Raw genomic sequence first — 17,975 nt, forward strand, 5'->3', positions numbered from 1 at the left:
ATATGTGGTAAGATGGTAGTATCTATTTTAGCATAATTCCGAGTATTCGGGGCGATTTAAGAGTCGCATAGAAAGAGGACAAAATGGCAACATACGGATTTTTAGATGTTTTAGAGGAAGAATTGGACAAGAACTTTCCTTTTGACTTTGAGATTAGTTGGGACAAGCGCAACCACGCAGTTGAAGTGAGTTTTTTATTGGAAGCACAAAATGCTGGGGGAGTGGAGATGCTGGATGAGGATGGAGAGGTGTCATCAGACGATATTCTTTTTGAAGAAGCAGTTCTTTTCTACAATCCTGCCAAATCAACGGTTAATGCAGAAGACTATTTGACTGTCATTCCTTATCTGCCGAAGAAAGGATTTTCTCGTGAATTTTTAAACTATTTTGCGCTATTCCTCAAAGACACTGCCGAGGTTGGGCTAGATGCGCTCATGGACTTTTTGGAAGACCCAGAAGCAGAAGAGTTCGTCATGGAATGGAACCAAGAAGTCTTTGAAGAAGGGAAGGTTGGCTTGGAAGAGGGAGAGTTTTATCCTTATCCGAGGTATTAGGAAGAAGACAAGCTTGATTTGAGTAAATGTAAAGGGGGGTAAATCTTGACAGCGAAAAAAAAATATATTGGTGCTTATAGCCGAGATGCTAGAGACTATTTTTCATTATTGCCGACAGAACGAGAAATAGTAGAGCAGTTGCAGGCTATATACAGAGAAGAGAAAGGGCTTTTTGTCTTATGTGGTAACAGAGGATCAGGAAAATCAAGTCTGAAAAATATTTCTTTGGAATTTGATAAAAAGTATAGTTGTGATAAAGATGACAAAGAAATTCTTGTAGTGAATGTGTCTTTTTTCAGTGGTAATAAAGATTTTCATAGAGAAATTTTAATGCAAATTCCTAATGCTATTTCCAAAAGAATGGAGGATATTGAACGTGATATTGGTGATTTTGTTAATAATTATAGAAGGTATTATCCGACTTTAGAGTATAATGCTGAGGAAAAAGAAAAAAGTACGATTTGTTAGAACAGGATAAAATAAGAGAAAATTTTTCAACAATACATAGAAGACTGCAAGAAATTGGGAAAAATTTCGAGAATACTTCAAATATTTATAATTTATGTAACAAGTTATCAAATCAAACTAGTAATTTATTTGAACAGTTTAATCTTTTAAACAAACAGCATAAATTCCAAAACAGTAAATGGTTTCTGCCACAAAAAAAATAGAGTAGATATTTTAAATTTTAGAAAAAACATTGACGAACTGTATCAAAAAGTTGAATATTTTGAAAGAAAAGCGAGCGAGCTAATAAAATTAGAGGAATTCTTGCTTATTTCTCACCAACAACTGCAATATTTTGATGTAGAAATAACAAATACAAAAAGATATTTAGAATCAACTACTTCAGATATATCAGCCAATTCATCTATTGATTTAAGTGCTGATATAGGAATGATAAAATCAGGAATACAATTAAGAGGGAAAATTTCTTCAAGTAATAATGAAGAGTTGTCTCGGGAATTAAAAAGTATTGTTACTGAGGAATTAAAAGAGCGTCAGCTACTACGACTTTTAAAAAACATGTCTGAATACTTTAGTATTACTTTTTCTATAGATGAGTTAGATAAATGTAATAAAGCTACAATTATTGATTTGATTGATAAAGATAAAAGGTTATTCTTTGATTGTAATGTTTCGACATTGCTCATTACAGATATAGCCACCGCTATATCATTATTGGAAAAATCAGATTATATTTCTGAGCCTAATATCATTGTTGTTCCTGATTTAGGTATTTTGGATTATATTCACAGGATTAATAATAAAGGGCTACCCCTAAGTTATAATTTTATTACTATTCTAGATTCCTATTTCGTGAATAGAATGAATAATAGGGAGTTAAATTATGGTAGAAAAAATGAGAAAGGAATTTATTTTTCCAAGGGATTTGAACTTTATAAGTTTATGAATTCTACTCTTTATAAAGGTATAAATGAACTTTATAAGCCGATGATATTGAAATTTTATTGGGAGTTAATTGACTTACTAGATTTTGTCGGGGAATTATCTAAAGAAGAATATGAACAGTTTGAGAATAGTTTTTTTAATAATAATGACTTGCATTCTTTAAAAATCAAGTTTATACTGCGTAAAATAATAGATCAATTAACGACACAATCTTTTGATTACTCTTTTACTCTCGAGGATAGTCGAAGTCGGTATGGACATACTAAATCACTGACTGAGTTTAATAATAAGAAATCCTATATTAGCGAATTTTTGCGGCAAATAGCTTCAAAACCAACGATACTTTCAGATGAGACTGCTTTTTTAAAAACTAATCATATAGACTCTCAAACTGAGGAATTTTACTACTTTGATATAGAATTCTCAGATTATCTAAAAAAATTGGGTATTGATGATGAAAAGTTCAAAAATATCTTGTTGCAATTATCTGAACCAGGAAAGAAAGGTATATATGATGGAAGAACTTATCGTTTTGCAGAGGAATTTTATGATCCTTCTCAAGGAGTTGATGATGCACGAAATATCGTAAAAAGAGAGAACGTGGTTGGTGTCATTTTATTCTATCCACACGATTATTCGGAGAATGCTAATCCAAATCACCAGCCACTACGAAATGGTATTATTGTAACTGTGACTGATTTTGATGAAATTATACTATATCCATACTTAGGTTATATTGGTCTACATTCTCACAAACCATCTTATCTCACAGAATTTAAAAAAGAATTGAGTAATCAAAATATCCTAGTTTACGAAGTAGAAGATGAAAATTTATGGAAAGGATGTTTCGAAAAAGATAATACAGACCTCAAAGATAAAATTTTTGAGGTCTGTAAAAAAGAAATAAAAAGATGGCTTAGTGATATGAAATATAGAGCCAACAGGTAAACATCTTGGTTAAATCATTGATTTATATTGTTATGTTATTAAAGATCGTTATATCTCCTTAGCAATATTTAATCTTCCCAAGACTAATGAAAGTTATTCGAATGAATTTTTATCATGAAAATACTAGACAATTTAGTTTGTCAAACAGAAAACAAATAACAGTAGGGCGGTGAGAGACGAGAAACGCTAATATGCAAACTGGTTAGAGGAGCTGGAGAAGGCATTAGCTGAAGGAGTCTAACATGGAAATCGAAATTACTGATTTTACAGGCTGTAAGATTGCCCTCTTTTGTGGGGATAGGATTTTAACTATCTTGCGGGATGATAAGTCCAGCATTCCTTGGCCCAATATGTGGGAGTTGCCAGGTGGTGGAAAGAGTGTCAGGGAAAATCTGATATAGTATTGCATTAAAAGAATATCCTTTCAAGGTTATTCTTTTAATTTTGTCCCAAAATAGTTGATTTCGTCCCAAGAATATAGTATTATTTGTGTAAGGAGGAATGAATCATGAAAAAATCAGATGTTCTTGATTTAATAAAGTATCATTATGAGGGCAGAGAGACAGAATTTAGAAATCAATCCATAGCAATTGCTCGGAACTTCAATAAACATGGTGATACACAATTAGCACAATATATTATGGGGTTAATGTCCCAAAGTGATAGATTCATGCCACAAATAGAGAATCCTAGTGAGTATTTGACTCCTGCTAAACTAGATATTGGTCCTCTCCCATTGCCTCTTTCAATTATGAATGATTTAAAAGGAATAATAAACGCTGTCAATCATCATATTGGAATAAATAAATTTTTATTTGTGGGATCTCCAGGCACTGGGAAAACTGAAAGTGTAAAGCAGGTGGCTAGACTTATTGGCAAGGAATTACTTGTAGTAGATTTCAGTCACTTAGTAGATAGTAAGCTGGGGCAAACAGTCAAAAACTTAGCAACTCTTTTTAATGAAATCAATAATCTTCCTTTCAAACAAAATTATATCATCCTATTTGATGAAATTGATTCCATAGTACTGGATAGGGTTAATCAGAATGATTTGAGAGAAATGGGACGAGTGACTTCTGCCTTTTTAAAGGAGTTGGATAGGCTGTCACCAGAAATTGTATTAATTGCAACAACAAATCTTTTTGAAAATCTTGATAAAGCAGTTACGAGAAGATTCGATGCCATAATTGACTTTGACCGTTATACTGATGAAGATAAAGTAGAAGTAGCTACTATTATTTTAAATGAGTTATTAAAGCAATTTAAGAATGTAGCTAGAGATTTAAAATTATTTAAAAAAATTATCAATAGTGCCAATGTAATACCGAATCCTGGTGATTTGAGAAACTCAATAAGAACGTCATTGGCATTTAGTGATCCATCAGATCCGCATGATTATCAAAAACGCCTGCTAAGAAGTTTGCATAATGGTAGAAATTTATCTATTTCTAAATTATCGAAGCTAGGTTTTACTGTTAGAGAAATTGAGATTTTGACAGGTGTTTCTAAGAGTAGTGTATCACGAGAATTAAGCGAGGGTTGACATGAATACATTATTGACATTACGTGGAAAAAGTTTTACACAAAAATCAAGAAATAATGGTATGGGACCAATAACTATACCCAAAAAAGCAATAATTACATTGGAACATTTGAAGTATCTTCATTTTTCATTAGAAGAAACGAAAACATATTGGGAGAAAAATAACATTATCGATGGTATTTTGATCAGTATTTACTATAATCGAATTGTTGCCAAAAGTAACCGTATTAATGGCTATTTCAATGTAGGAGGAGGGAATCCATTCCCTAATGATACCATTGTGGGAGCAAAATTCAATGAGGAGAAGACAAAACATATTGTTACTCATTATATTTCTAGAGATACTCTTAATAAAACAATAACCGTTTTAAGTAAGATAATTGAAGTTTTTGAGGAACATTTTGATAGAGCGATAACATGTGAGATGTTCTCTGATTCATCAACGTTTGCTTCTATAAATTTTTCGGAGTATGGTATTTCAAAAAGCAAATTTCAACAGTATTTGAGAGATTCTTGCTTTATTGAGAATTTTGGGGTTGAGCACACTACTGTTTCTGATATTCAAAATTCTATCGTGACATTTTATGATGTCCATACAGACATTTTTAGATTACTGAATAAATTAAATATTGATATTTCAGAAGCTAATATTATGAATCAGACCACGGTCTTGCTTGATGAAAAAAATATTGAATTGCTACTATCAAAAGCTCCCTATCTTGTCTCCATGATTGTGGAAGATTTTTCTAAGTTATCTGTAGATGATTTTTCTTTAGATAATAATGATTTAAAAATAAATCTTCCATCTCCAATGAACGAACCAGTTGTTGGCGTTATTGATACCTTATTTGACAAAAGAGTTTACTTTAATGAGTGGGTAGAATATCATGATTTTGTCTCACCTGATATTAGAAAAGATAGCCAAGATTACAAGCATGGGACAGCTGTGACTTCTTTAATCGTTGATGGAGCCAATTTGAACCCTAATCTGGATGATGGTTGTGGGAATTTTAGAGTAAGGCATTTTGGTGTGTCACTACAAAGTGGATTTAATTCATTTACAATCATAAAACAGATAAAAGAGATTGTTTCTCAGAATTCTGATATTAAGGTTTGGAATCTTTCTTTAGGGTCCAATGATGAAATAAGAGAAAATTTTATCTCTGCAGAGGGAGCTTTATTAGACGAAATTCAATTTGAGAATGATGTAATTTTTATTATAGCTGGGACAAATGCTTCAGTAATAAATGGGAAACGTAAAAGAATAGGTGCTCCTGCTGATTCACTTAATTCTATAATAGTAAATTCTGTTGATTTTAATAATCAATCAGTGTCATATTCACGAGAGGGTATTGTTTTATCATTCTTTGTTAAACCAGATGTGTCATATTATGGAGGGGGAAATGGTGGCTTTATAAATGTTTGTGAACCTCTAGGATTAGGTCGTGTAGCTGGAACAAGTTTTGCGGCACCTTTTATTGCAAGGAAAATGGCCTATCTCATTCATATTATGGGACTTAGCCGAGAAGAAGCAAAGGCTTTGCTAATTGATGCAGCAATACCCTGGAATGATAAGAAAACATTCACTGATTTATCTTTGATAGGAAATGGTATTGTTCCAATAAAAATGGATGATATTTTATCTACACCTGATGATGAAATTAAATTTATTGTGTCAGATATCTCTAGGGCTTATGATACCTATAATTATGATTTTCCAGTACCTATTTCTAGTGAGAGTTATCCATATGTAGCTAAGGCAACAATGTGTTATTTCCCTAACTGCTCAAGAAATCAAGGGGTTGATTATACAAATACTGAGATGCAGATTACTTTTGGTAGGTTAAAGTCAGACGGTATCGAATCGATAAATAAAGACAACCAGCATGCCGAAGATACCCCAGGATATGTGAGAGAAAACGCAGCTAGAAATATATTTAGGAAATGGGATAATGTCAAGCATATTGGAGAGTCGTTTACTTCTAGAAAGAGAGCTAAAGCAATTTTAAATCCATCTAATCCTCAGTGGGGGATGAGCATTAAAACAATCGAACGTTTGAAAAGTGGTGATGGACAAGGAGTACGTTTTGGTGTAGTAGTTACATTAAAAGAATTAAATGGGGTTAATCGTATTGAAGATTTTATTCAGCAAGCTGAATTAAGAGGTTGGCTAGTTAATAGATTACAAGTTGAAGCTCAAGTAGATCTCTTTAATAGTTTAAATGAAGAAATTGAATTTGAATAGTGGATATTTTAACCTTATTTTAGATATTAGGAATACAAGAGGGCAAAGATATGAATATCACCTATATCGTCGGAAATGGTTTGGATTTACAATATGGTTTAAAAACAAAATACAAGGATTTCTATGATTTTCAACATAAAGTTTATATGGAAAGGAAAAAGAAAGAAGGATATTCAAATTTCATTTATGAGTCTCTATTTTCTGATAAAGTAAATGATTATGAAAATTGGTCAGATTTTGAATTGTCAATTGGTAAATTGACAAAAGATAACGACCTCATCTTCTCAAGTATAGAAATGAAGGAGAAGTTTATAGATGATTTTAGTGAAGTAGTTGATGATTTAAGAGAACATCTACGCATACAACAAGAAAAAAATCTTGAGAAAGGTAATGCAATTGACTTTATAAGCACTCTAGATGATATGATAACCTCTCTCCCTGTAATTAATCAACCTGCTATCAATAAAAAATATAATGAAAATCTATATCAACACGATATTGTGAATATATTAACTCTTAATTACACAAATGTTATCGATAAATTATATAATGAGTCAGCAAAATCATTCAGGAATCAATTACGAGCTAATCTTTATAATTTTTATATTGAGCCACCAATTCATGCACATGGGACGGTGGATGTTTGCATGGTTTTAGGGGTTAGTGATGAAACACAAATTTCAAATAGTTTAGAAGAAGAACAAAAGGAATCTCTAATAAAAAGTTTAGTTTTGAAAAACTATAGAGAAAATATGGATGTTAAAAATAGTGATATTATAAAAAACTCTGATATTATTATTCTCTATGGGGTTTCTTTGGGAGAGACTGATAGGTATATCTGGAGTCAAATCGCTGAACGATCAATCAGTAGTTCTGTTCCTGTCATAATTTATCATTATGTACCAAATTTTGATCCAGGAAACCCCACTAGGGTGAAACGTTTATACAGAAAGGTAGAAGATAAATTCATACAGAATAGTGGTATTGATTTAGAGTTAGAGAAGAAATTAAGAGATAATCTTATTGTTGTTATTGGAAAGACTATTTTTAACCTGATGGAAAGGTAAGCACAGTACAAAATGGAAACATGGCAAGAGTTAAAAGTTACAGTGAAGCGTGAGGGGGAGGAATTGGTTTCCAACCTCTTGATTGAGTTGGGCGCCCAAGGTGTTGCGATTGAAGACAGCATGGACTATGTGGGGAATGTGGATCGCTTTGGTGAGATTTTCCCTGAGGTTGAGCAGCAAGAAGAAATCGTGGTAACAGCATACTACCCTGAAACGGTTGATGTGGCAGAGGTCGAGGCGAACTTGCAGGCTCGTCTGGCAGAATTAACCAATTTTATGGATTTGGGAGATGTCAAGATGGGCACGACTGCCTTGGCTGAGGAAGACTGGGCAGACAACTGGAAGAAATACTACGAACCAGCTCGTATCACTCATGATTTGACCATCGTGCCGTCTTGGACGGACTATGAGGCGACTGATGGAGAAAAGATTATCAAGCTGGATCCTGGGATGGCTTTTGGGACTGGGACGCATCCAACCACTAAGATGAGCCTCTTCGCCTTGGAGCAGGTTCTTCGTGGCGGCGAAACGGTGCTCGATGTGGGAACTGGTTCAGGTGTCCTTTCCATTGCCAGCTCGCTGCTTGGTGCTAAAGAAATTTTTGCCTATGACCTAGATGATGTGGCAGTTCGTGTCGCTCAGGAAAATATTGAGCTCAACCCTGGTATGGAAAACATCCATGTAGCGCCAGGTGATTTGCTCAATGGGGTAGAGATTGAGGCAGATGTGATTGTGGCTAATATCTTAGCGGATATTCTCATTCATCTGACGGACGATGCTTATCGCTTGGTCAAGGATGAAGGCTACCTTATCATGAGTGGCATTATTAAGGACAAGTGGGACATGGTGCGCGAGTCGGCTGAGTCAGCTGGATTTTTCCTTGAAACCCACATGATTCAAGGGGAATGGAATGCCTGTGTCTTTAAGAAAACCAAGGATATTTCAGGTGTGATTGGAGGCTAGCATGCAGCAGTATTTTGTCAAGGGCAGTGCAATCTCTCCTGTCGCCATTGAGGATAAGGAAACCAGCAAGCATATGTTTCAGGTTATGCGCCTGAAAGAAGAGGATGAGGTAACCTTAGTCTTTGATGATGGCATTAAACGTTTGGCGCGCGTGCTAGATGTGGAAAATCGTCAGTTTGAATTGGTTGAAGAATTGGCTGAGAATGTGGAACTGCCAGTTCATGTGACCATTGCATCAGGCTTTCCCAAGGGAGACAAGCTGGAGTTTATTACTCAAAAAGTAACCGAACTTGGTGCCAGCCAAATCTGGGCCTTTCCTGCAGATTGGTCAGTTGCTAAGTGGGATGGCAAGAAATTGGGTAAAAAGGTTGAAAAACTAGAAAAAATTGCCCTTGGAGCAGCCGAGCAAAGCAAGCGTAATCTGATTCCAAGTATCCAACTTTTCGAGAAAAAAGCAGATTTTCTAGCCCAGCTTGATCAGTTTGACTCTATCATCGTAGCCTACGAAGAGTCCGCTAAAGAAGGAGAAGCCGCTGCGCTCTTACAAGTAGTTGCTGGTCTTGAAAAAGGAGCCAAACTGCTCTTTATTTTTGGTCCAGAAGGCGGTCTCTCACCAGCAGAAATTGAGAGTTTTGAAGCTAAAGGAGCCGTCTTGGCAGGACTTGGTCCTCGCATCTTGCGAGCAGAAACAGCCCCACTTTACGCCTTATCAGCCCTTAGTGTTTTAGTAGAATTAGAGAAATAAGAGGAAGAAAATGGAACAAAAACACCGTTCAGAATTTCCAGAAAAGGAACTTTGGGACCTAACTGCCCTATACCGAGACCGTGAGGATTTCTTGCGTGCAATCGAGAAAGCTCGCGAAGACATCAACCAATTTAGCCGTGACTACAAGGGTAATCTTCATACATTTGAGGACTTTGAAAAGGCCTTTGCGGAATTGGAACAAATCTACATTCAGATGAGCCATATCGGCAATTACGCCTTTATGCCTCAGACGACAGACTATAGCAATGAAGAGTTTGCTAATATTGCCCAAGCTGGGATGGACTTTGAGACAGATGCCAGTGTAGCCTTGACCTTCTTTGACGACGCCTTGGTGGTAGCAGACGAAGAAGTTTTGGACCGTTTGGCTGAACTGCCTCACTTGACGGCAGCCATTCGTCAGGCCAAAATCAAAAAAGCCCACTATCTAGGGGCAGATGTGGAGAAGACCTTGACCAATCTGGGTGAAGTTTTCTATAGTCCACAGGATATCTATACTAAGATGCGAGCTGGAGATTTTGAAATGGCTGATTTTGAAGCCCATGGCAAGACCTACAAAAACAGCTTTGTGACCTATGAAAATTTCTACCAAAACCACGAGGACGCTGAGGTTCGTGAGAAATCTTTCCGCTCCTTCTCAGAGGGACTCCGTAGGCACCAAAATACAGCTGCGGCAGCCTATCTTGCTCAGGTCAAGTCTGAGAAATTGTTGGCAGATATGAAAGGTTATGACTCAGTCTTTGATTATCTCCTAGCTGAGCAAGAAGTGGACCGTGCCATGTTTGACCGCCAGATTGACCTCATCATGAAGGACTTTGCGCCAGTTGCTCAGAGATACCTCAAGCATGTTGCCAAGGTTAATGGTCTTGAAAAGATGACTTTTGCAGACTGGAAGCTAGACTTGGACAGTGCCCTCAATCCTGAAGTGACTATTGACGATGCCTATGATTTGGTCATGAAGTCAGTAGAACCTTTGGGGCAAGAATATTGTCAGGAAGTTGCGCGCTATCAAGAAGAACGCTGGGTGGACTTTGCTGCTAATAGTGGCAAGGATTCTGGCGGGTATGCGGCGGATCCATATCGCGTGCACCCTTATGTCTTCATGAGCTGGACAGGCCGTTTGAGCGATGTCTATACCTTGATTCATGAAATTGGGCATTCTGGTCAATTTATCTTTTCAGATAATCACCAAAGTTACTTCAATGCTCATATGTCGACCTACTATGTTGAAGCGCCATCAACCTTCAATGAATTGCTTCTCAGTGACTACTTGGAGCACCAGTCTGACGATCCGCGTCAAAAACGTTTTGCCCTTGCCCACCGCTTGACAGACACCTACTTCCATAATTTCATCACCCACCTCTTGGAAGCAGCCTTCCAGCGCAAGGTTTATACATTGATTGAAGAAGGGGAGACCTTTGGAGCAAGCAAGCTCAACAGCATTATGAAGGAAGTTTTGACAGATTTCTGGGGAGATGCTATTGAAATTGACGACGATGCGGCCTTGACTTGGATGCGACAAGCTCACTATTACATGGGCTTGTATAGTTACACTTACTCTGCTGGTCTTGTCATCTCGACAGCTGGCTATCTCCATCTGAAACATTCAGAAACTGGAGCTAGAGACTGGCTCAATCTCCTTAAATCAGGTGGTAGCAAGACACCGCTTGAGTCAGCCATGATTATCGGTGCTGATATTTCAACAGACAAACCACTCCGTGATACCATTCAGTTCTTGTCAGACACAGTTGACCAGATTATCGCCTACAGTGCCCAGTTGGGAGAGTAAAGAAACAGGATGTCAGAATTAAACCTACTATAGAGTACGTACTGAATTCGAAGTTTAATGAACAGAAAGTCATCTACGGATGACTTTTTGATAAGCTAATAGAAATCCAGAGGTACTAGGGATGTATCAAGTATTACAAAGAAAAGTGACAGAAGAAAAACCAAGCTATAGCCGAGAAGAAATTCAGTGGTTGCTTGAGCACTTGGGAGATCCCTCTCCAGAAATTCGAGACGAACTTGTTTTTACGAGTTTGGCTAGAGGGATTCAAGAAGAACTGTTTACTGTTGAGCAGTTTCAGTTTATCGCAGAAGAGGTCTCATCTGATGAAGGTCTATACAAAGAGATTGATAGTAGAGGAGTTTCGGCTCTTAAACGTTCTTTTAGGGCACTTATTTATGCCAATCTACTGTCTTGCGATGGTGCTAAGGAATCACTTTATTACCAGCAGTTGCCTTCTCCTATCAGGTCTACCATGCTAAATCAAGGATTGTACTATCTTACAAAGGAAAAAGAGACGACGGGCTACTCTCCTCAGTTTGGTTGGATCCACGCATTTGCGCATGGGGCTGATCTCTTGACGGAAGTTATATGTCATCCTAGCTTTCCAAAGTCAAATATAGCCGAAGCATTTGAAATCATTGGGAAAATCTTTAAACGTGTTGAGATTCGTTTTACAAATGATGAAGATTGGCGGTTAGCCAGAGCGTTTTATGAACCAATATTACGAGGGAAAATCGAACCGTCTCTCCTCACTGCTTGGCTGCAAACAGTCGAATTTCCCCTGAAAGAAGCAAATGATTTCCATAAATTTTCCAACTTCAGATCCTGTCTGTTGGAAGTCTATGTCAAACTTGATCAGAAAAACTTTTTACAAGATGCCTTGAAAGAAGCCATTCAATCTTTTCAATACTAGAGATTAGCTGGTCATTTTATGATTTTCAAAAAACTTTCCAGTCAATTTTCTTGAAACCCTTTCCTTCTTCTGATAGACTAATACATAGTTTGAAAAAAGGAGACTTATCATGAAAAAATTTGTTGCTGAATTAATCGGTACATTTATGCTTGTGTTCATCGGAACAGGAGCTGTTGTTTTTGGAAATGGTCTTGATGGCCTTGGACACCTTGGAATTGCTTTTGCCTTTGGTTTAGCAATTGTGGTTGCAGCTTACTCAATTGGAACTGTTTCAGGTGCTCACTTGAATCCAGCTGTTTCTATCGCTATGTTTGTAAACAAACGTTTGTCATCTTCTGAGCTTGTAAACTACATCCTTGGACAAGTAGTTGGAGCTTTCCTTGCGTCAGCTGCAGTATTCTTCCTCTTGTCTAACTCAGGTATGTCGACTGCTAGTCTTGGCGAAAATGCCTTGGCAAACGGTGTAACTGTCTTTGGTGGTTTCTTGTTTGAAGTCATCGCAACTTTTTTGTTTGTCTTGGTTATCATGACCGTGACTTCAGCAAGCAAGGGAAATGGCGCGATTGCTGGTTTGGTCATTGGTTTGTCATTGACAGCCTTGATCCTTGTAGGCTTGAACATCACTGGACTTTCAGTAAACCCAGCTCGTAGCTTGGCACCAGCCGTCTTGGTAGGTGGCGCAGCCCTTCAACAAGTATGGATTTTCATCCTTGCGCCAATCGTTGGTGGTATTCTTGCAGCTCTTGTTGCGAAAAACTTTCTTGGAACAGAAGAATAATTGAAACTCAAAAAGCCTTGCTCCTCATTTTGAGGAACAGGGCTTTTTCGTACTATACTCTTCGAAAATCTCTTCAAACCACGTCAGCTTCACCTTGCCGTACTCAAGTACAGCCTGCGGCTAGCTTCCTAGTTTGCTCTTTGATTTTCATTGAGTATGAGTTTAGCGGTTGTCAATTTTCTCTGGGTAGAGGTCATGTTGGAAGAGGCGTTGTTCTGCCAAACCTTCATACTTGGTTTCAGGTCTACCGTAGTTGTAGTAAGGGTCGATTGAAATGCCCCCACGTGGAGTGAATTTTCCCCAGACCTCTAAATAGCGAGGGTCTAGCAAGTTGACCAAGTCTTTTCCGATGGTGTTAATACAGTTTTCGTGGAAATCCCCATGATTTCGGTAGCTAAAGAGGTAGAGTTTGAGGGATTTTGACTCAACACAGAGCTTGTCAGGAATGTAGGAAATATAAATCGTCGCGAAGTCTGGCTGAGCAGTGATTGGGCACAGTGAGGTAAATTCAGGACAGTTGAATTTGATAAAATAGTCATTTTCCACATGACGATTGTCAAAAGACTCGAGGACTTCTGGTTGATAGTCAAAAATGTAGTTGGTTTCTTTATTGCCTAGTAGGCTAAGGTTTTTCATTTCTTCTTGTTGTGACATGATTTTTTCTTTCTAATTTAAACACCACGTTGGTTGTCGTAGAGGAGGGTATGAAGTTGAGGAAGGACGCGGACATTGCCCCAGCTATCGTCAGCAGCGATGCGTTCCCAGAGTTCTTTGAGGCGGTCTAGTTGATCTTGGACAATATTACCTGTAGCCTTGGGCTCAGGATTTCCTGCTGATAAGAAAAGAACATCTGGTTGGTAACGTTCTTGAATCCCTTTAGCAAAGGCCAAATCGGCATCGTCAAAGACAGGAATTTTAAAGGTGACCTTGTCTGGATCCAATTGGGAAACGATAAAGTCCAAGGTCTCAAAGTTGACTTCCATCTTAGAGGAAGGAGGTTTGGGACTCAGAGTGACTTGGTCGATGTCTTTTAACCAATTTTGCCAGCGGGAACCTTGGGTCTCAACAGCCAGAGTGACACCACGTTCTTTGAGCTTGGTGATGAGTTGAGCCATGTTGGCTGCTAGGATAGCAGGATTTCCGCCAGATAGGGTAACGTAGTCGTAGCTTCCTAGCTTATCTAAGGCAGCAATGACTTCATCAGCGGTCATGCGAGTTGGCTTTTCAGAACCATCCCAAGTAAAGGCGGAGTCGCACCAGTCGCAGTGGTAGTCGCAACCAGCAGTACGGACAAACATGGTTTTCTGCCCGATAGCACGACCTTCACCTTGAAAGGTTGGGCCAAAAATTTCCAGAACTGGTAGTTTGAGGACACGTTCCCTAGTCATCTAACCACTCCCGTCTAAACTCTGCAAAGGCAGTCGGAGTTTCATAGAGGCGAACGTATTCCAAACGGAGACCGCGCTCGTCTGGCAACTCTTGACTCATGGTTTGGAAAATCCAGTAAACCATATTTTCAGCAGTCGTGTTCATATAAGGCAGGGTTTCATTGAGATAGCGATGATCCAAGTGGGGTTCTAAGAAGTTCTTGTAGATAGCTTTGATATCTCCGAAATCGTAGGTCATGCCACGTTCATCTAAAAATCCACTAACAGCAATCTGCAGATGATAAGTGTGGCCGTGCAAGGACTTGCATTTTCCTTCATAGTGAAAGAGGTGGTGGGCAGCGTCGAAAGTAAACTCTTTTGATACCAAGGTTCTGTAAGGATTGTAGACAAGAGATTCCCCAGTTTCCTGTTTGATTTCTTTGGGAGCAAAAAACATTAGCCCTCTCCTTTCTGTGAGAGATAAACATCAAGGCCATGCTGACGTAGGTGGCAGGCTGGGCAATCTCCACAGCCACTTCCAATAATTCCGTTGTAGCAGGTCAAGGTCTTTTCACGAACATACTCAAAGGCACCGAGTTGGTCGGCTAATTCCCAAGTTTCAGCCTTGTCCAGCCACATGAGAGGTGTTTGGATAACAAAGTCGTAATCCATGGCAAGGTTGAGAGTAACATTAAGGGATTTGACAAAGACATCTCGACAATCAGGGTAGCCTGAGAAGTCTGTCTCGCAGACACCTGTCACGATATCTTTAATACCTCGTTGCTTGGCAAGAACTGCCGCAAAGGACAGAAAGAGGTGGTTGCGACCGTCAACAAAGGTATTGGGAATCTCTCCCTCTTTTTGCTCGATTTCCAGATCAGAAGTCAAGGCATTTTCAGTGATTTGTCCCAGTAGAGACATATCCAAGATGTGATGACGAATGCCTTGTTCCTTAGCGATTTCTCTAGCAACTTGAATTTCGAGATGATGGCGTTGGCCGTAGGCAAAGGTGACAGCTTCGACTGTTTCATAGTGTTTTTTAGCCCAAAAGAGGCAGGTTGTGGAATCTTGACCGCCACTAAAGACGACCAAGGCTGATTGACGTTTCATAGTACTCCTTCTAAAATGGGACATGTTCAGAGCACGCAAAAAGCTCCCTTGAGGGGAGCTAAAAAATACCAAGTAGAGGTTTTTTTTAGCGATGGCATGTCCCAAACATCGTAATATTCTACCTACAGTCTAGCATATTTTTTGAAAAATGGCAAAGGGTAAGAAAAAAGAGACCAAATAAAGCACTTGGTCTCTAGTGTGATTAGCTCAATTCAGCAACGATGGCCTTGATTTGTTCTGCAGTATGTACTCCAGCAACTTGTTTCACCACTTGGCCGTCTTTCTTGAAGAGAAGGGTTGGAATAGACATGATTCCAAAAGCACGAGCTGTGTTTGGATTTTCATCAACGTCCATTTTAACGATTTTCAAGATATCTTCTGAAAGTTCTTCAGACAATTTATCCAAGATTGGACCTTGCATGCGACATGGACCACACCAAGTTGCCCAGAAGTCTACCAAGACCAAACCGTCTTTTGTCTCTTGTTCAAATGTTGCATCTGTAATTGCTTTTGCCATAGTATTTCTCCTTTTTTAGTTATATTGGCTTAAATCTTGTTTCATGAGATAGAAGAAGACATCTCCATAAGTCCCATGGTAGTCCAAGTCATGACCATTGTAAGTTAATTTTTGGACAGTGTAGTAATCCGCGACGCCGATAAGGCAGGCTTGTTGAGAACGTTCAAAGTCTTGGTAAGACTCGAAAGTCATGGTTCTCTCTTGTTTGCTGGCGTCTAGGTAGGTAATTTCGATCATATAAAACTCCTTTATTCGATCTTGACTTTATTGTACTCCTTGAACAGAGGAATGTCAAGAAAAATGATTGCGCACGCAACTTTTTTAAAAAAATCTGATTAAGAAATGAAGTCAAGATTCATTTCCAGTCTTTCTTCGATGACCTTTTGTAGATAAGCCAGAGTTGTCTGTCCCTCGTCAGTCAGGCAGATAAAACTAGCCCGTCTATCCTGATCGCAACATCGGCGACTAAGCAAACCGCAGTTTTTCTCTTCTAGTCGGGCCACCATTCGAGAAACAGCGCTCGGACTGAGATGGAGTTTATCTGGCAGGTCAATCTGCCGTAAGGACTTTTCATTAGCTAGATTCAGATAGTAGAGCAGGTAAAACTCTTTTAAGGTCAGCCTTTGTTCACTCTGCTGGGCGATGGTTTCTTCCAACATAGTTTCCATTTCCTTTTGACGGCGGTTGTAGTCAAACCATTTTTCTAAGTAGGTCATTGCTTTCTCCTTTCTTTTCAAAGTAAAAATCACAAAATCATTGCTGACTGTCTTTGTAACATAAGATGATTGCGCATGCAATGATTATACTACTTTTAGCTAATCCTTGCAAGAAAGAAAAATTTCGATATTTCCTTGAAATTTTCTGAAAAAAGAGTAAACTGGTATGCAAGAATTCTATTTCAAGGAGTTTGAGATGAAGTTATATGTTCAATTAATGATTCTCTTTGTGATTTCTCTAATCGGTGAGGGAATCTCCAGTTTCTTTCATCTGCCCATACCAGGCAGTATTATTGGCTTAATCATTCTCTTTCTGGCCCTGCAGTTCAAGTGGCTGAGGACCAGGCATGTCAATATGGTGGGGAATTTTCTGCTGGCTAATATGACCATTCTCTTTTTGCCACCAGCAGTGGGAATCATGGAAAAGTTTGATGTGATTGCCCCCTATCTCTTGCCCATTGTCTTGATTGTCTTTTTTGCGGCTGTCATCAACATTATCCTCATCGCCCTAGTGGTTCAGTTCATCAAGAGACGGTTTGAGGGAGATTATGAGAAAGGAGATGCCAAATGAGTGAATTTGTATCCAATCCTCTGTTTGGGATTGCATTATCTATCCTAGCTTATCTAGTGGGAATGCTGATTTACAGACGTTTTCCCCATCCTTTGACAACACCTTTGCTTTTGTCAGCAATTTTTATTATCATCCTTCTTAAGGCGACGGGTATTTCTTACCAAGATTACTACCAAGGTGGGGTTTATCTGAATAACTTGATAGTCCCATCGACAGTGGCTCTAGGGATTCCGCTTTATAAAAGTTTTCACCTGATGAAGCACCATGCTCGGAGTATTCTCTTTGGTAGTCTGCTAGCAGTAGTTGTCAATACTAGCTTCACTGCCATAGTGGCCAAAATCTTTGGCATGGACTTTTTCCTAGCCATTTCTCTCTTTCCCAAGTCAGTGACAACCGCCATGGCAGTGGGAATCACAGAAAAATTGCAAGGTTTGACGACTGTGACCTTGGTCGTCGTAGTGGCCACTGGGATTTTGACCAGTGTGATTGGACCAACCCTTTTGAAGTGGTTGAAAATTGATGATCCGGTAGCAGTCGGGCTTTCCCTTGGAGGAACAGGCCACGCAGTCGGAACGGGAACCGCCTTTCGATATGGCTCTGTAGCAGGCGCCATGGGTGGCTTGGCTATCGGTGTCACTGGTATTCTCTATGTTTTTGTCAGCCCCATTGTAGCCAGTTTGATATTGAGTTAAAGAAAAACCCAGCTTTCTAGCTGGGC

At 38.7% G+C, this 17,975-nt stretch carries 20 protein-coding genes and 1 pseudogene; 14 read left to right on the forward strand and 7 right to left on the reverse strand.

Features of this window, described 5'->3' with window-relative positions; translation table 11 throughout:
* Window positions 1-83: 83 nt before the first annotated feature.
* The 12 genes and pseudogenes from ACVBD2_RS03235 (at window position 84) to ACVBD2_RS03290 (ending at window position 12,976) form a co-directional block, all read left to right on the forward strand.
* Complete coding sequence (locus tag ACVBD2_RS03235; protein ID WP_461686103.1) at window positions 84-554, forward strand: DUF3013 family protein; 471 nt, start codon at window positions 84-86, stop codon at window positions 552-554.
* A gap of 45 nt (window positions 555-599) precedes the next feature.
* Window positions 600-1,022, forward strand: coding sequence for an ATP-binding protein (locus ACVBD2_RS03240; protein ID WP_260469916.1), 423 nt, complete (start codon window positions 600-602; stop codon window positions 1,020-1,022).
* Between the two features lie 303 nt (window positions 1,023-1,325).
* The gene (locus tag ACVBD2_RS03245) at window positions 1,326-2,915 is read left to right on the forward strand and encodes an exonuclease SbcC (protein ID WP_461686104.1); all 1,590 of its coding nucleotides are present in this window, start codon (window positions 1,326-1,328) and stop codon (window positions 2,913-2,915) included.
* Window positions 2,916-3,157: 242 nt separating this feature from the next.
* Window positions 3,158-3,307: pseudogene (locus tag ACVBD2_RS03250) on the forward strand (NUDIX hydrolase); the annotation flags it as partial.
* A 116-nt stretch (window positions 3,308-3,423) separates the two neighbouring features.
* Window positions 3,424-4,458, forward strand: a complete 1,035-nt coding sequence (locus ACVBD2_RS03255; protein ID WP_461686105.1) for an ATP-binding protein — start codon at window positions 3,424-3,426, stop codon at window positions 4,456-4,458.
* A 61-nt stretch (window positions 4,459-4,519) separates the two neighbouring features.
* A complete protein-coding gene (locus tag ACVBD2_RS03260) occupies window positions 4,520-6,703 on the forward strand; it encodes a S8 family peptidase (protein ID WP_125415399.1) in 2,184 nt (727 codons plus the stop codon).
* Window positions 6,704-6,753: 50 nt separating this feature from the next.
* Window positions 6,754-7,770 (forward strand): AbiH family protein, encoded by a 1,017-nt coding sequence (locus ACVBD2_RS03265; protein WP_461686106.1) that lies wholly within the window; start codon window positions 6,754-6,756, stop codon window positions 7,768-7,770.
* A 12-nt stretch (window positions 7,771-7,782) separates the two neighbouring features.
* Window positions 7,783-8,733, forward strand: coding sequence for a 50S ribosomal protein L11 methyltransferase (gene prmA / locus ACVBD2_RS03270; RefSeq protein WP_461686107.1), 951 nt, complete (start codon window positions 7,783-7,785; stop codon window positions 8,731-8,733).
* 1 nt (window position 8,734) lies between these two features.
* Window positions 8,735-9,478: a 16S rRNA (uracil(1498)-N(3))-methyltransferase gene (locus ACVBD2_RS03275; RefSeq protein ID WP_461686108.1), complete on the forward strand. Its 744-nt coding sequence runs from the start codon at window positions 8,735-8,737 to the stop codon at window positions 9,476-9,478.
* Between the two features lie 10 nt (window positions 9,479-9,488).
* Entirely contained in the window at window positions 9,489-11,285 is a 1,797-nt protein-coding gene (gene pepF / locus ACVBD2_RS03280; RefSeq protein ID WP_461686109.1) for an oligoendopeptidase F, read from the forward strand.
* Window positions 11,286-11,406: 121 nt separating this feature from the next.
* Complete coding sequence (locus tag ACVBD2_RS03285; RefSeq protein WP_125415382.1) at window positions 11,407-12,198, forward strand: DUF2785 domain-containing protein; 792 nt, start codon at window positions 11,407-11,409, stop codon at window positions 12,196-12,198.
* Between the two features lie 109 nt (window positions 12,199-12,307).
* Window positions 12,308-12,976, forward strand: coding sequence for an MIP/aquaporin family protein (locus tag ACVBD2_RS03290; RefSeq protein WP_461686110.1), 669 nt, complete (start codon window positions 12,308-12,310; stop codon window positions 12,974-12,976).
* 162 nt (window positions 12,977-13,138) lie between these two features.
* Here ACVBD2_RS03290 and queF read toward each other — a convergent pair whose 3' ends face one another.
* From queF to ACVBD2_RS03325, 7 genes are all read right to left on the reverse strand, one after another.
* Window positions 13,139-13,630 carry a preQ(1) synthase gene (gene queF / locus ACVBD2_RS03295; RefSeq protein WP_461686111.1) on the reverse strand — a complete coding sequence of 164 codons (492 nt, stop codon included), beginning with the start codon at window positions 13,628-13,630 and terminating at the stop codon, window positions 13,139-13,141.
* Window positions 13,631-13,647: 17 nt separating this feature from the next.
* A complete protein-coding gene (gene queE, locus ACVBD2_RS03300) occupies window positions 13,648-14,364 on the reverse strand; it encodes a 7-carboxy-7-deazaguanine synthase QueE (protein ID WP_461686112.1) in 717 nt (238 codons plus the stop codon).
* Window positions 14,357-14,800: a 6-carboxytetrahydropterin synthase QueD gene (queD, locus tag ACVBD2_RS03305; protein WP_461686113.1), complete on the reverse strand. Its 444-nt coding sequence runs from the start codon at window positions 14,798-14,800 to the stop codon at window positions 14,357-14,359. The genes queE and queD overlap by 8 nt, the downstream gene beginning before the upstream one ends.
* A complete protein-coding gene (gene queC / locus ACVBD2_RS03310) occupies window positions 14,800-15,453 on the reverse strand; it encodes a 7-cyano-7-deazaguanine synthase QueC (protein ID WP_461686114.1) in 654 nt (217 codons plus the stop codon). The genes queD and queC overlap by 1 nt, the downstream gene beginning before the upstream one ends.
* Before the next feature lie 202 nt (window positions 15,454-15,655).
* Window positions 15,656-15,970, reverse strand: a complete 315-nt coding sequence (gene trxA / locus ACVBD2_RS03315) for a thioredoxin (protein WP_001029577.1) — start codon at window positions 15,968-15,970, stop codon at window positions 15,656-15,658.
* 15 nt (window positions 15,971-15,985) lie between these two features.
* Window positions 15,986-16,207: a DUF4649 family protein gene (locus ACVBD2_RS03320; RefSeq protein ID WP_000570264.1), complete on the reverse strand. Its 222-nt coding sequence runs from the start codon at window positions 16,205-16,207 to the stop codon at window positions 15,986-15,988.
* A 98-nt stretch (window positions 16,208-16,305) separates the two neighbouring features.
* The gene (locus ACVBD2_RS03325; RefSeq protein ID WP_000221653.1) at window positions 16,306-16,686 is read right to left on the reverse strand and encodes a MarR family winged helix-turn-helix transcriptional regulator; all 381 of its coding nucleotides are present in this window, start codon (window positions 16,684-16,686) and stop codon (window positions 16,306-16,308) included.
* A 196-nt stretch (window positions 16,687-16,882) separates the two neighbouring features.
* Between ACVBD2_RS03325 and ACVBD2_RS03330 the strand changes: the two genes are divergently transcribed.
* Both ACVBD2_RS03330 and ACVBD2_RS03335 read left to right on the forward strand, forming a co-directional pair.
* Window positions 16,883-17,257: a CidA/LrgA family protein gene (locus tag ACVBD2_RS03330; protein ID WP_000781325.1), complete on the forward strand. Its 375-nt coding sequence runs from the start codon at window positions 16,883-16,885 to the stop codon at window positions 17,255-17,257.
* A complete protein-coding gene (locus ACVBD2_RS03335; RefSeq protein WP_001288938.1) occupies window positions 17,254-17,949 on the forward strand; it encodes an LrgB family protein in 696 nt (231 codons plus the stop codon). Before ACVBD2_RS03330 ends, ACVBD2_RS03335 begins: the two co-directional genes overlap by 4 nt.
* The last annotated feature ends 26 nt before the right edge of the window (window positions 17,950-17,975 follow it).

The organism is Streptococcus sp. KHUD_018 (assembly GCF_054861215.1).

Coding starts and splice junctions, on each gene's coding strand:
- ACVBD2_RS03260 (WP_125415399.1), top strand. CDS start 4,520: ATGGGACCAATAACTATACCCAAAAAAGCAATAATTACATTGGAACAT.
- ACVBD2_RS03320 (WP_000570264.1), bottom strand. CDS start 16,207: ATGATCGAAATTACCTACCTAGACGCCAGCAAACAAGAGAGAACCATG.
- queE (WP_461686112.1), bottom strand. CDS start 14,364: ATGACTAGGGAACGTGTCCTCAAACTACCAGTTCTGGAAATTTTTGGC.
- ACVBD2_RS03335 (WP_001288938.1), top strand. CDS start 17,254: ATGAGTGAATTTGTATCCAATCCTCTGTTTGGGATTGCATTATCTATC.
- queF (WP_461686111.1), bottom strand. CDS start 13,630: ATGTCACAACAAGAAGAAATGAAAAACCTTAGCCTACTAGGCAATAAA.
- ACVBD2_RS03325 (WP_000221653.1), bottom strand. CDS start 16,686: ATGACCTACTTAGAAAAATGGTTTGACTACAACCGCCGTCAAAAGGAA.
- queC (WP_461686114.1), bottom strand. CDS start 15,453: ATGAAACGTCAATCAGCCTTGGTCGTCTTTAGTGGCGGTCAAGATTCC.
- ACVBD2_RS03255 (WP_461686105.1), top strand. CDS start 3,424: ATGAAAAAATCAGATGTTCTTGATTTAATAAAGTATCATTATGAGGGC.
- pepF (WP_461686109.1), top strand. CDS start 9,489: ATGGAACAAAAACACCGTTCAGAATTTCCAGAAAAGGAACTTTGGGAC.
- ACVBD2_RS03330 (WP_000781325.1), top strand. CDS start 16,883: ATGAAGTTATATGTTCAATTAATGATTCTCTTTGTGATTTCTCTAATC.
- ACVBD2_RS03285 (WP_125415382.1), top strand. CDS start 11,407: ATGTATCAAGTATTACAAAGAAAAGTGACAGAAGAAAAACCAAGCTAT.
- ACVBD2_RS03235 (WP_461686103.1), top strand. CDS start 84: ATGGCAACATACGGATTTTTAGATGTTTTAGAGGAAGAATTGGACAAG.
- prmA (WP_461686107.1), top strand. CDS start 7,783: ATGGAAACATGGCAAGAGTTAAAAGTTACAGTGAAGCGTGAGGGGGAG.
- ACVBD2_RS03265 (WP_461686106.1), top strand. CDS start 6,754: ATGAATATCACCTATATCGTCGGAAATGGTTTGGATTTACAATATGGT.
- ACVBD2_RS03275 (WP_461686108.1), top strand. CDS start 8,735: ATGCAGCAGTATTTTGTCAAGGGCAGTGCAATCTCTCCTGTCGCCATT.
- ACVBD2_RS03290 (WP_461686110.1), top strand. CDS start 12,308: ATGAAAAAATTTGTTGCTGAATTAATCGGTACATTTATGCTTGTGTTC.
- queD (WP_461686113.1), bottom strand. CDS start 14,800: ATGTTTTTTGCTCCCAAAGAAATCAAACAGGAAACTGGGGAATCTCTT.
- trxA (WP_001029577.1), bottom strand. CDS start 15,970: ATGGCAAAAGCAATTACAGATGCAACATTTGAACAAGAGACAAAAGAC.